The sequence below is a fragment of the Agromyces protaetiae genome, assembly GCF_030866785.1.
GTDB lineage: Bacteria > Actinomycetota > Actinomycetes > Actinomycetales > Microbacteriaceae > Agromyces > Agromyces silvae.
The window spans coordinates 3,423,411-3,435,821 of the sequence record NZ_CP133018.1; the positions used below are offsets into that span (position 1 = coordinate 3,423,411).

General features: G+C 72.7%; 13 protein-coding genes. 8 read left to right on the plus strand and 5 right to left on the minus strand.

The window, feature by feature from the left end:
* Positions 1–544 precede the first annotated feature (544 nt).
* Complete coding sequence (locus QU602_RS15700) at positions 545–2,818, minus strand: DEAD/DEAH box helicase (protein ID WP_308797393.1); 2,274 nt, start codon at positions 2,816–2,818, stop codon at positions 545–547.
* 268 nt (positions 2,819–3,086) lie between these two features.
* On the opposite strand from QU602_RS15700, the gene QU602_RS15705 reads away from it, so the two are divergent.
* From QU602_RS15705 to QU602_RS15715, 3 genes are all read left to right on the plus strand, one after another.
* Entirely contained in the window at positions 3,087–3,581 is a 495-nt protein-coding gene (locus QU602_RS15705; RefSeq protein WP_308797394.1) for a GNAT family N-acetyltransferase, read from the plus strand.
* A 61-nt stretch (positions 3,582–3,642) separates the two neighbouring features.
* Positions 3,643–4,665: an alpha/beta hydrolase gene (locus QU602_RS15710; protein ID WP_308797395.1), complete on the plus strand. Its 1,023-nt coding sequence runs from the start codon at positions 3,643–3,645 to the stop codon at positions 4,663–4,665.
* Positions 4,666–4,718: 53 nt separating this feature from the next.
* Positions 4,719–5,723, plus strand: a complete 1,005-nt coding sequence (locus QU602_RS15715) for a YihY/virulence factor BrkB family protein (RefSeq protein ID WP_308797396.1) — start codon at positions 4,719–4,721, stop codon at positions 5,721–5,723.
* A gap of 15 nt (positions 5,724–5,738) precedes the next feature.
* Here QU602_RS15715 and QU602_RS15720 read toward each other — a convergent pair whose 3' ends face one another.
* The 3 genes from QU602_RS15720 to QU602_RS15730 form a co-directional block, all read right to left on the minus strand.
* Complete coding sequence (locus tag QU602_RS15720) at positions 5,739–6,272, minus strand: hypothetical protein (protein ID WP_308797397.1); 534 nt, start codon at positions 6,270–6,272, stop codon at positions 5,739–5,741.
* Between the two features lie 10 nt (positions 6,273–6,282).
* Positions 6,283–6,696 carry a DUF4383 domain-containing protein gene (locus QU602_RS15725; protein ID WP_308797398.1) on the minus strand — a complete coding sequence of 138 codons (414 nt, stop codon included), beginning with the start codon at positions 6,694–6,696 and terminating at the stop codon, positions 6,283–6,285.
* A gap of 80 nt (positions 6,697–6,776) precedes the next feature.
* Entirely contained in the window at positions 6,777–7,445 is a 669-nt protein-coding gene (locus QU602_RS15730) for a fasciclin domain-containing protein (RefSeq protein WP_308797399.1), read from the minus strand.
* Positions 7,446–7,689: 244 nt separating this feature from the next.
* On the opposite strand from QU602_RS15730, the gene sigK reads away from it, so the two are divergent.
* The 5 genes from sigK to QU602_RS15755 are packed head-to-tail and all read left to right on the plus strand — an operon-like array spanning position 7,690 to position 11,627.
* Complete coding sequence (gene sigK / locus QU602_RS15735; protein WP_308797400.1) at positions 7,690–8,271, plus strand: ECF RNA polymerase sigma factor SigK; 582 nt, start codon at positions 7,690–7,692, stop codon at positions 8,269–8,271.
* On the plus strand, positions 8,268–9,122 hold the full coding sequence (locus tag QU602_RS15740; RefSeq protein ID WP_308797401.1) for an anti-sigma factor: 855 nt from the start codon (positions 8,268–8,270) through the stop codon (positions 9,120–9,122). The genes sigK and QU602_RS15740 overlap by 4 nt, the downstream gene beginning before the upstream one ends.
* 53 nt (positions 9,123–9,175) lie before the next feature.
* Positions 9,176–9,766 (plus strand): antibiotic biosynthesis monooxygenase, encoded by a 591-nt coding sequence (locus QU602_RS15745; protein WP_308797402.1) that lies wholly within the window; start codon positions 9,176–9,178, stop codon positions 9,764–9,766.
* On the plus strand, positions 9,745–11,481 hold the full coding sequence (locus QU602_RS15750) for a glycosyltransferase family 4 protein (RefSeq protein WP_308797403.1): 1,737 nt from the start codon (positions 9,745–9,747) through the stop codon (positions 11,479–11,481). The genes QU602_RS15745 and QU602_RS15750 overlap by 22 nt, the downstream gene beginning before the upstream one ends.
* Positions 11,481–11,627, plus strand: a complete 147-nt coding sequence (locus QU602_RS15755) for a hypothetical protein (RefSeq protein WP_308797404.1) — start codon at positions 11,481–11,483, stop codon at positions 11,625–11,627. Before QU602_RS15750 ends, QU602_RS15755 begins: the two co-directional genes overlap by 1 nt.
* Before the next feature lie 52 nt (positions 11,628–11,679).
* On the opposite strand, the gene QU602_RS15760 is transcribed toward QU602_RS15755, so the two are convergent.
* A complete protein-coding gene (locus QU602_RS15760) occupies positions 11,680–12,297 on the minus strand; it encodes a hypothetical protein (protein WP_308797405.1) in 618 nt (205 codons plus the stop codon).
* Positions 12,298–12,411: the final 114 nt, after the last annotated feature.

The following is a 12,411-nucleotide window of genomic DNA, read 5'->3' on the forward strand; positions in this document are numbered from 1 at the left end:
CGCCGGAATTCCCGACCGATCGTTCAGGAATTCAGTATGTCAAACCTGGAGGCCGGGGTGAAGGGGCGCGGGGGGCGAGACGCGGACGGGCGGGGCAGGCGGGCTGGCGGGCTGGCTGGGTCGCCCCGCCCCCAGCTCAGGAAGAACGGATGCCCCGCCGGCGTGTCATCCGCCGCACGGCCGCGTGTCGCGCGGAAATTCCTGAGCAACGAATATGGCGCGCGGCGCGATCGCCGGGACGCCGGAAGAGGCGGGCGCCGGTACACGGCGGGGTTGGCAGGATGCGCGGGCGGCGCGGGCCGGGCGGGCGGGCGGGCTGGCTGGCTGGCGGGCTGGCTGGGTCGCCCCCACCCCAGCTCAGGAAGAACGGATGCCCCGCCGGCGTGTCATCCGCCGCGCGGCGGCGTGTCGCGCGGAAATTCCTGAGCAACGAACATGGCGAGAGGACGCACAGGGCGAGACGCGGGGCGCGCGGGGCGAGACGCGGGACGGCGAAGGGGCACCCGATCGAGATCGGGTGCCCCTTCGTGCGCGAGTCGGGAGATCAGGCGGTGGCGGGCGCCGGCTCAGCCTCGGCCGCTTCGACCTCGGCCGCCGGCTCGATGTCCCGGTCGGCCTCGACCTCGACCTCAGCCGCAACGGCCTCAGCCTCGACGACCGCGAGCTCGACCGGCCCGAGGTTGCTGAGCAGCTCGTCGCCGAGTCGCACATCCTCGAAGTCCACGTCGATCTCGGCACGGTCGAGCAGGTCGTTCATGCGACGCTGCCGGTTGCGCGGGATCAGCGTGACGACACGGCCGGCATTGCCGGCGCGGCCCGTACGACCCGAGCGATGCAGGTAGGTCTTGTACTCGTCGGGCGCGTCGGCCTGGATCACCAGGTCGATGTCGTCGACGTGGATGCCTCGGGCGGCGACGTCGGTCGCGACGAGCACGTCGACCCGGCCGCTCGTGAGCTGCTGCAGGTTGCGCGTGCGGCGCGACTGGTTGAGGTCACCGTGCAGGGCCACGGCACGGATGCCGTAGTCCTCGAGGTGGTCCGTCAGGTCCTCGGCGAACGCCCGGGTCCGCGAGAAGACCAGCGTCTTGCCGTCACGGCTCGCGAGCTGCGCGACCACGTCACGCTTGTCGCGGTTGTCGATCACGAACACGCGGTGCTCGATCGTGCCAGAGGACTGGTCTTCGCCGGCGACCTCGTGCACGGCCGGGTCGACGAGGAACTCGTCGACGAGCGCCGCGACGCCCGTGTCCAGCGTGGCCGAGAACAGCAGCTTCTGGCCGCCCTCGCTGGTCTCGCGGAGGATGCGCTGCACGGGCTCGAGGAACCCGAGGTCGCACATGTGGTCGGCCTCGTCGAGCACGGTGATCTGGATGTCCGAGAGGTCGAGGTGCCCCTGGCGGAGCAGGTCCTCGATGCGGCCGGGGGTACCGATCACGATGTCGACGCCGCGGCGCAGGGCACCCACCTGGCGGGCCTGCGGCACGCCGCCGTACACCTGGGTGGTGAACAGGCCCACCGACTGCGCGATGGGCTGCACGGTGCGGTCGATCTGCAGTGCGAGCTCACGCGTCGGCGCGAGGATGAGGGCGCGGGGCTTCCGGCCCATCTGGCGCTTGCCGCCCGACTTGCCCTGCTCGGCCCACAGCTTCATGAGCCGCTCGACGGTCGGCGCACCGAACGCGATGGTCTTGCCCGAGCCGGTGCGGCCACGGCCGAGCACGTCACGACCCTCGAGCACGACGGGGATCGTCGCGGCCTGGATCGGGAACGGCGACTCGGCGCCGAGGTCCTTCAGCGCACGGACGATGTTCCCGCCGAGACCGAGGTCGGCGAAGCCGACGCCCTCGACCTCGTCGGCCTGGATGGCCTGGGCCTCGAGCCGCTCGAGCACGACGTCGTCCTCGGGCGTGAACCGGGGGCGCTCGTCCTTCGAGGGGTAGAACTGCGAGGGGCTGCGCTCCTCGTCGCGGAAGCGGGGGCGCTCGTCGCGGTCGAAGCGACGCGGGGCACGCTCGCCGCGGTCCTCGAACCGCCGGGGGGCGCGGTCGTCGCGGTCGAAGCGACGCGGCGCACGGTCATCACGATCGAACCGACGCGGAGCACGGTCATCACGGTTCTCGAACCGACGAGCCGGGCGCTCGTCGCCATCGCGACGCGGCGCACGGTCGTCACGGTCGAAGCGACGCGGGGCACGGTCATCGCGGTCGAAGCGACGCGGCGCACGGTCATCACGATCGAACCGACGCGGAGCACGGTCGTCACGGTTCTCGAACCGACGAGCCGGGCGCTCGTCGCCATCGCGACGCGGCGCACGGTCGTCACGGTCGAACCGACGCGGCGCACGGTCGTCGCGGTCGAACCGGCGGGGACCGCGGTCGTCACGGTCGGCGGGACGCGCCGGACGCTCGCCACGGTCCTCGAACCGACGCGGTGCACGGTCGTCGCGGTCGAACCGTCGCGGCGCACGGTCGTCACGATCGAACCGACGCGGCGCGCGGTCGTCGCGATCGAACCGACGCGGCGCACGGTCATCACGATCGAACCGACGCGGCGCACGGTCATCGCGACCCTCGGCGCCGCGAGGAGCGCGGTCGTCACGATCGCCGGAGCCGGCACGGTGCGGCGTGCGACCGCCGGCGACGCGCTCGTCGCGCGTCCAGCGCGCCTTGCGCTCGCCGCCGGCCTCCTCGGGGCGGAAACCGCGGTGGCCCGCGCTCCGGGAGCCGGGCTTCTGCGTGGTCCCGGTGCGCGAGTTCTTGGCGTACGGGTCGAAATTGCGGGCGGGTCGGCCGCCCGCGGGCTTCTTGTTCTTGGGCATGGTGGAACTTCCTGGGTTGTACTCGTGTACATGGCAGACCTGCACGCTTGCGCGCAGCACGCCTGAGAACCCGGGCAATCCTCGACCGGGGCCGTTCACATACGGTGACTATCCGCAGCCATATCGCTACGAAACCGGCCCTCAGGACTCACAAACCCATCCGCGGCACTCCGCGGTGTCCAAGACCGACTTGACCACGTTACCCGACGTCGCCTGAGAATTCACCTCAGGAAATGACGACGTAACACCGGCCACGTACGCTCGGTGCGTGAACCACCCCGTGTCCGTCGCGGTCGAACCGCCCCGGCAACCCGACGTCGAGCTGCTCCTCCAGGGCAGCACGACCTACGCCCAGTCGCTCGGCTACCCGCCCGAGGCCAACTTCCTGCTCGACGTCGCGCAGCTCGAACGAGCCGAGGTGCGGGTCTACGTGGCGCGCACCGGCGACGGCACGGCGGTCGGCATCGCCGCGATCGTCGACGGCCGCGGCGACGGCACGGGCGACCTCGGTGAGCTCAAGCGCATGTTCGTCGCCGACTCCGCGCGCGGTCTGGGCGTCGCGGGTCGGCTGCTGCACGCCATCGAGACGGATGCCTCGTCGCGCGGCCTGCGGCAGATCGTGCTCGAGACCGGCACGCTGCACCTGCCCGCGCAGGCGCTCTATGCGAAACACGGCTACCGGCGCATCCCGGCCTTCGGCCAGTACGTCGGCGAGCCCTACAGCGTGTGCATGGCCAAAGACCTCGGTGCGCCGCGGCTCTGACCGCGTCCACGAACGGCCCGAACCTGAGGTAGCATCAAGCACCCTCGAATCCGGAGCCCCCGTGTCCCGTTCCCTTCCCTCCGGCGGCCGCGGGGCCTGGCGACGCCGTCGTGGGCTCCTCACCGCCGCGGCCGTCGCCGCCGCGCTGGCGATCACCGGCGCGCTCTCGGCGTTCCATCCTGCGCTCCGCGAGATCGACCCGGGCGGCGAGAAGGCGGCGAGCGAGGTGGTGCCGGGCGAGATCATCGGTATCCGCACGTTCACGCCGCCCGCGGGCCTCGTGGTCGACGCCGACCTCGAGTACGGCACCCGCGAAGACGGCACGCTGCTGACGCTCGACGTCTGCCGGCCGGCGAGCTCGCCGGCGGTCGGCGGGCACGTCGGCGAGACCTTCCCGACGGTGGTCTCCGTGCACGGCGGCAGCTGGGCGCGCGGCGACAAGGCCAACGCCGACTGGCGGAACGTCTGTCTGTGGCTCGCGAGCGAGGGGTTCGTCGCGGCATCCGTGAACTACCGGCTCGTCCCGAACGCGACGTTCCCGGCCCAGCTCGACGACGTGTCGCTCGCGGTCGAATGGTTGCGTGAGCCGGATCAGACCGAGCGGTTCGGGATCGACCCCGCCCGCATCGGCGTCTTCGGCGGCTCCGCCGGGGGCAACCTCGCGGCGCTCCTCGGCGCGGCCGGCGACGGCGCGACCGACGTCGGCGCGCGGGTCGCCGCGGTCGCACAGCTCTCGGGCCCGGTCGCGCTCGACGCGCTCGAGGGGTCGTCGACGTGGCTGCAGGCGATCAGTGCGGCCTACGTCGGTTGCGAGGCATCCGCCCTCATGTCGGGTGGCTGCGAGCTCGCGACGGATGCCTCGGCGGCGACGCATCTCGATGCGAGCGACCCGCCCGTCTTCATCGGCCATGCCGAAGACGAGGTGATCCCACTCGCGCAGTCGCTCGGGTACGCGGCGGCGCTGCGCGCTGCCGGTGTGCCGGTGGACCTGGCCGTGGTGCCGGGCGGCGCCCACTCGATCGGGATCCTCGACGAGGCCATGCGCGCTCGCGTCGCGGGCTTCCTGCACACCTACCTCGGCTGATCGCGCGTCCGCAAGCGCTCGACCCGGGCGGCGCGAACTGCGATCATCCTCGTGTGCCCGACGACGACACCCCCACTGCCATCACCCGCGCGGAGTGGCGACTGATCCTCGTGCGCACCTGGCACGAGTTCCGCATCAACCAGGCGGTCGACATCGCCTCGGCGCTCACGTACTACGCGGTGCTCGCGGTGTTCCCGTCGACGCTGGCCGCGCTCGCGCTGCTCGGAGCGTTCGGCACCGCCGAGGAGGTCACGCGCGAGGTGCTGCGGGTCGTCGCCGACCTCGGCGGCGAGTCGGCCGTGCGGGCGCTCGACGACCCGGTCGAACAGTTGCTGACCGCCTCGCACCACTGGTTCGCCCTGATCGTCGGGCTGGGTGCGGCGCTCTGGGCGATCTCGGGATACCTCGGGGTGTTCGGTCGTGGCATGAACCGTGTGCTCGGCGTCGAAGAGGGCCGGCCGTTCTGGACGTCGCGGCCCGCGATGCTCCTGGTCGCCGCGATCGTCCTCGTGCTGGCGGCCGGCGTCGCGCTGCTGCTCATCCTCTCCGGCCCGATCGCCGATGCGGTCGCGCGAGGGCTCGGCCTCGATGAGGGCGTCGTGTTCTGGTGGGACCTCGCGAAGCTGCCCGTCGCGGCCATCCTGATGTCCGCGCTCATCGCGCTGCTCTACTGGGCGACGCCCAACGTCAAGCGGCGCCACTTCCGCTGGCTGAGTGTGGGGGCGACCGCGGCGCTCGCGACCTGGTTGATCACCACGGCCCTGTTCGGGTGGTACGTCGTCGGCTTCCGGACCTACGAGCGCAACTACGGGGTGCTCGGCTTCGCCGTCGCATTCCTGCTGTGGGTCTGGCTGTCGAACGTCGCGATCATGCTCGGCGCCGTCTTGGACTCCGAGGTCGAGCGGGTGCGGCAGCTCCGCGCCGGAGTCGCCGCCGAGGAGCGATTGCAGCTCCCGCTCCGCGAGGACCGCATGCTCCTGAAGAACCGCGAGCAGCGCAACGCCGACATCCGGGCGTCGGCCGAGCTCAAGCCGCACACCGCCGTCGACGGCCTCTGACCGTCACCGGGGGCGTCAGTGGCCGGTGTGGCCGCCGAGGTCGCCGTGCAGCTGGCCGTGCGGGACCGCCGAGTCGCCGGCTTCGGTCGCCGCGAGGGCGGGGGTCGCGAGCGCCGCGGTGAGCGCGGCACCCGCGAGCATGCCGACGACCGGCAGCCGCCGCTGCGGCGCGCGGGCCTCGCGACGGGCGACATCCGTGCCCCGGCGCCGCGCCCGCACTCCCGCGGCCGCGCCGAACGCGACCACGAGCACGAACAGGTCGGCCGCGAGCAGGGGCATCACCGCGATGCCCGACGTCGCGGCACTGCCGGTCACGACGAGGGCCGCCGAACCGGCGAGCACCCCGAGGCATCCGCCCAGGGTCGTCGCCGGCGCGACGATGCGACCGGCCCGTAGCGCGAGAACGCCCTGGCCGAGTGCGGCGACGCCGCACCCGACCAGGGCCGCACCGGCGTAGCCCCCTGCGCCGGCGGCCACCGCGGTGAGGACGAGCCCGGCGCCGAGGGCGGCGAGCATCGGCCAGCTCCGAAGGTGATCCGTGAGGGCCATGACGGGTTTCCTAGGCGGTCGCCGCGCGAACGCCGCGGCCGCGCTCGGCACCCAGGCCCACGCCGAGCAGCACGAGGGCGCTCGCGAGGTGGAGGAAGTGGTCCGCGGTGTTCAGGGCGAGGATGTTCGCACCCGTGTCCGCGATGAAGAACCCGACGATGCCGAGCAGCAGGTACGCCGCACCGATGACCGTGTTCGTCACCTTCGCCGCATGTGCGTTCGCGAGACCGGCGATCAGCAGCGCGCCACCGATCAGCAGGTGGGCGATGTTGTGCAGCGGGTTCACCTCGAAGATGCCGAGGAGCAGTCCGCCCTCGGTGGCGATGAAGCCTACGCCGCCGGTGACGGCGAAGCCGAGCAGGCCGACGAGGACGTAGACGGCGCCGAAGACGGTGGCGACGATCCGGTTGGGTGAGTTGCGCATGATCTCCTCCTTGGTGGCACGACTGATGTCGTGTCCGGTCAGCGGTTCGGAGCGGATGCCCCGAACGGATTGGACTCGGGTCACATCGCGGGCATCAGCACCGTGTCGATGAGGTAGACGGTCGCGTTGGCGGTCTTGACCCCGCCGCAGACGACCGTCGCGTCATTGACCATGAGGGTGTCGCCGGATCCGGTCACCTCGACCGTGCCGCCCTGGACCGTGGTCTGCGTCCCCACGACCTCATCGGGCGAGAGCTGACCGGGCACGACGTGGTAGGTGAGGACCGAGCTCAGCGTCGCGGTGTCGGTCTTCAACGACTCAATCACGGCCGGGTCGATCTTCGCGAACGCGTCGTCGACCGGGGCGAACACCGTGAACTCGTCGCCGTTGAGCGTGTCGACCAGGTCGACCTCGGGGTTCAGCTGGCCCGAGACCGCCGCGACGAGCGTCGTCAGCATCGGGTTGTTCGACGCGGCGACCGCGACGGGGTCCTGGGACATGCCGGCCACCGAGCCGGGCCCGTCCGGGACCTCCTCGGCGTACGCCGCACAGCCGGCGCCGACGAGGTCGGCTGCGGGGTCCATCTCCATGGCCTCTTCGCTGGGCGTGGCCTCCTCGCTCATCGCGGGCTCGTCGCTCTCGGTGGACGAGTCGCCCATGCTGCAGCCGGCGAGGCCGAGTGCGGCGATCGCGGTGATCGAGAATGCGGCGAGGGCGGTACGTGTGCTGCGGGTGCGGAACGATCGCATGATCTTCTCCTTCGTTGGCCGACCCGGGAGCGGGCCGTTTCGAGGGGTTCGGAGACACACGGCCGACGGATTGGAACCCGACGACGAATGCGTCGATCTCAAGACGTGCAATCGGATCCGGGCTCCGCTCCGAATCACCGATGACTCACGAAAGGGGGATTCCCGTGCCGACCTCCCGTTACCACACCCCTTCGCCGCTCGCCAGGGGCTCCCGCGTCCCGTGGTCTCTGCCACGCTTGGCGACGTGGTGGACCGCGGGAACCAAGACCCAGACTCCCGCCCTCGGACCCTCGAACAGCTGCTCGTGGCGACCGCGAGCGGCGACCGAGGCGCGTTCTCCCTGCTCTACGACCAGACCGCACCGCGCGTGTTCGGGCTCGTACGCCGGCTCCTCGTCGACGCCGCGCAGGCTGAGGAGGTGACGCAAGACGTGTTCCTCGAGATCTGGCAGACCGCCACACGATTCGACCCCGAGCGCGGCAACGCCGTCGCCTGGCTGCTCACGCTCGCGCACCGTCGCGCCGTCGACCGGGTGCGCTCGGCGCAGGCGTCCCGCGAACGTGATCTCAAGGCCGGCGCCCGCGACCTCGCCGTCCCCGTCGACGACGTCGCCGAGGCGGCCGAGGTGCGCATCGAGCACGAGCGCGTGAACGCCGCCTTCGGCGATCTCAGCGAAGCGCAGCGCGAGTGCATCGCCCTGGCGTACTACGGCGGCTGCACGCAGTCCGAGATCGCAGCGAAACTGCAGGTTCCGCTCGGTACGGTGAAGACGCGGCTGCGAGATGGCATGATTCGGCTGCGCGAGGTGCTGGGGGTGACGACATGAGCCGGGCGGATGACTCGGAGCGGTCGTCACGCGTCGACCCCGACCTCCTCGCGCTCGCGCCGGGCTACGCCCTCGACGCCCTCGACGAGTTCGAGCGGGCGCGTTTCGAGCGGGCGCTCGCGACGTCGCCCGAGCTGCAGGCCGAGGTCGCGGCGTTCGGTGCCGCGGCGGCCGGCCTCGCCGAAGCGGTGCCCGCGGAGGAGCCTCCGCCGAGCGTGAAGGCCGGCCTGTTCGCCCGGCTCGACGACGTCGAGCAGGAACGACGGGCGACCGCGGCCGGCGCGGCGGCGGCCGGCGCGGCGGCGCACGCGGCGGCTGACGGGGCGGCGCACGGTGGCGGCACGCTCGACGACGGCGCGGCCGACGGCGGCGTGGTCGACGAGCTCGCGGCGCGCCGTGCACGCCGACGGCTCGCGATCGCGATCTCGTCCGCAGCGGCCGTCGCCCTGGTGCTCGCGGGCGTCGTGTTCGGGGTGAACTGGCCCGGGCCCAACGGCTGGGGCGCGCAGCGCGAGCTCGCGCAGCTGGCCGAGGCATCCGACACCCAGACCGCGACGATCGAGACGGCCGACGGCGGCGAGGTGACCCTCGTCTGGTCGGAGGAGCAGGGGCGGAGCGCGATCCGCGCGGCGGGCCTGCCCGACGTGGGCGGCGACCGCACCTACGAGCTCTGGTACATCGACGACGCCGGCGCCGTGCCGGCCGGCACGTTCGACGTGCGCGGCGACGCGGACGCGTGGCGCATCCTCGAGGGCGACTTCGACCCCGGGGTCGTCGTGGGTATCACGGTCGAGCCGGCCGGCGGGTCCGAGCAGCCGACCAGCGAGCCGATCGCGGTCCTGCAGACCTGATCGCACGGGCCGACATCCGGGTGAAATGCGAGGACGGTTACACTCGCCAGGCGATGTCCACCGAACCCATCACCGTATCCATCCGCCGCGAGGTCGACCCGTCGCGCATCTCCGAGGCGACCGTCTGGGTGCAGACGGGCGTGAACCTCGCGAACAAGTACCCGGGGTTCCTCGGTTCCGGCTGGGTCCGCGCCGGGGAGGACTCCACGGTCTGGCACATGCTCTACCGGTTCGCGACCGAGGACACCCTCGAGGCCTGGGAGCGTTCGTCGGAACGCACCTGGTGGCTCTCGATGGGTGAGGGCTTCGTGCGCTCCGAGCGCAGCAGACGGCGCACGGGCATCGAGGGCTGGTTCGATGAGCCGCCCACGGGTTCGACTCCCACGACGGATGCCTCGGCTGCGAGTGCGACGGCCGTTCCCGCGGCCCCGCCGCGGTGGAAGCAGGCGGTGACGATCTGGCTCGGGTTCTTCCCGGTGAACCTCGCGTTCACGTACCTGATGACGCCCGTGCCGGGCTGGGGCGAGCTGCCGCTGTGGCTGCGCGTGCTCCTGACGACCGCCGTGCTCACGCCGGTCATGGCGTACTGGGTGCTGCCCCTCGTGACCAGGGCGCTGCGCAGATGGCTGACGCCGGGGCGCTGAGCACGCCGGCGGGCAGCCGGCCGCCCGCCGGCGTGCCGCCGCTCGGGCCGCGGCGTCTGGCAATCACCTGGTCGATTCCGGACGGGTTCGGCGGGATGACCTCCGCGATGCTGCACCGCTCACGCGCGCTCGTGGCGGCCACCGGGGGCACGGTCGACCTGCTGACGTTCGATCCGCGCAGCGGGTACGACGAGATCCGGCAGCGCCTCACGGACCGGGGTGAGCTGACCGACGGTGTGCGGCTCAGAAATCTGTACGAGGAGCTGGCGGAACTCGGCGGGGGCGGGCCGTCGGTCGAGGTCCGCGAGATCCGCGACCGGTCCGGCGACCTCGCCCGCGTCGAGCATCGGCGCGCCGACGGCTCGCTCGCGGTGCTCGACGAGCGCACGGCGGTCGCGGGCGGGCGCAGGCGGCTGACCGCGTTCGACACGAGCGGGACCCGAGTCGGGCAGTGGCCCGGGGCGTGGGCCTGCTACACCGCGTGGATCGACCGGCTCGTCGGCGACACACCCGCCGTCGCCGTCGTCGACAGCAAGACCATGGCGCCGTTCGTCGCGGGCCTTCGCCGCCCGAACCTCGCGACGGTGCACGTCGTGCACGCCTCGCACCTCGAGGGCCGAGCGCGGCCGTACGCGCCGCTGCGCCGGTCGCGCGCGACCGCCCTCGCTCGCATGGAGCGGTTCGACGCCGTGGTGTTCCTCACGGAACGTCAGCGCGGGGACACGGTGCAGCTGCTCGGCGACCCGGGCAATCTCGCGGTGATCCCGAACGGCCGCGCGCTGCCCGCGTACGCCGACGGCCACGGCGCGCGCGGCGGCGGGGTCGTGGTCGCGGGGCTGACCGCACGCAAGCGGGTGGGCGATGCGATCGAGATCGCCGCGATGGCCGGCGCGGGCGGCGCCGGTGGCTCGCCGGTCTCGCTGACGATCGTCGGCGACGGGCCCGACCGTGAACGACTCGAACGACTCGCCGCGGACCAGCCGTGCGAGGTCGCGTTCACCGGGCATCGGCCCGACGGGGCCGAGGCGTTCGCCGAGGCATCCTGGATGCTCCTCACGAGCCGCAGCGAGGGATCGCCGCTCGTCCTCGCCGAGGCGATGGCGCGCGGCTGCGTGCCCATCGCCTACGACGTGCCCTACGGGCCCGCCGACCTGATCGAAGACGGCGTGAACGGATTCCTCGTGGCCGACGGCGACCGCGACGCGGCTGCCGCGGCGATCACCCGGCTGGTTCGCGCGACGCCCGCCGAGTGCGCCGCCATGCGCGAGGCCGCGCGGCGCACCGCGGAGCGGTTCGACGACGCGGTGGTGACCGGGGCCTGGCTCGCGATCGAGCGCGAGGCGCTCGACCGGGCCGGGGTGCCGGCGCGGGAGGTCGACGCCCACGTCGGACGTGTCAGGCTGCGGCTGCGGCGCGGCACGTTGCGGCTGAGCGCGCAGGTCTCGGGTGTCGCACGCGGCAGCGGCGTGACCGTGTCGTTCCGCGCGACTCGAACGACACGCGTGGTCCGGCGCCGGCTTCGGGTCGGGCGGGACGGCCGGCTGAGCGTGCGACTGGACCCGGCGGCGACGGCGCTCCTCGCAGCCCCTCGGCGCGCGCTCGACGTGAGCGTCCTCCTCGGCGAGGGTCGCGCGACCGTCGACCTTCCGCCGACGCGCCTGCACCCGGACCGCCGCAGCCTCCCGCGTCGCCTGCGCGACCGCCTCGCCCGCTGATGCACGTCCCGTCTCCGACGGCGGGCGGGCCGACCATCGCCCAGATCGAGTCGGCGGTCATGTCGGCGCTCGAACGGTTCGAGGCGGCGAAGACCGAGGCGGCGAAGACCGAGGCCACCACGGCCGCGGCCGGCCATCGCGACTGACCGCGAGCCGGCCCCGACCGCTGGGCGGTCGGGGCCGGCTCGCGGTGTGGCGTCAGCGGGCGGTGCGGTGCGCGCGTGACGCGATCCGGCCGGTGAGGAGGATCACGCCGAGCGCGAGCAGGTAGAGGCCAGCGACCGTGCCGCCGCCCAACTGCGAGAAGAACAGCAGCGGAAGCTGCAGCAGCGGCAGCGGCAGCGCGACCCACACGCTGACCCGGCGCGCGCGGATCAGCGAGACGCACAGTGCGATGCCGCCGATGAGCCACAACCCGTTCGCGGCCATCGCGACCGCCGGGAAGAACTCGAGGTCGGCACCGTTGACCGCGCTGCTGATGGTGCCGACCGTGAGCAGCGTCGTGCCGATCGCGGCGACCACGGCGCCCCAACTCGAGCGGGCGTGCCGGGCGAGCCCGAGATACATGACCGCGAGCGCCCACAGGCTGATGGTGAACCCGGCGAGGATCACGCGGACGTGCGGGTCGATGGTGTCGCTCACGGTCTGCGGGACGAGCGCCTGCACGATGCCGGTCGCGAGCGACAGGACACCTGCGACGACGGCGGCCGAGCCGGCGAGCCGGTCGGTGACGAGGCTGATGACACGGCCCTCACGCGGGAAGGCCGCTCCCGGGACGACGGACGCGGTGCGCTGGGGTGCGGAGCTGGTGGACACGAGCATGCCTTTCGGATCGCTGACGGTCTGGTGCGATCGGCCACGGCGGCCGAACGAGGACGACGCTATGGTTCGTCGACCACCGCAGACATCGACTGCGAGTCGCCGATTCCG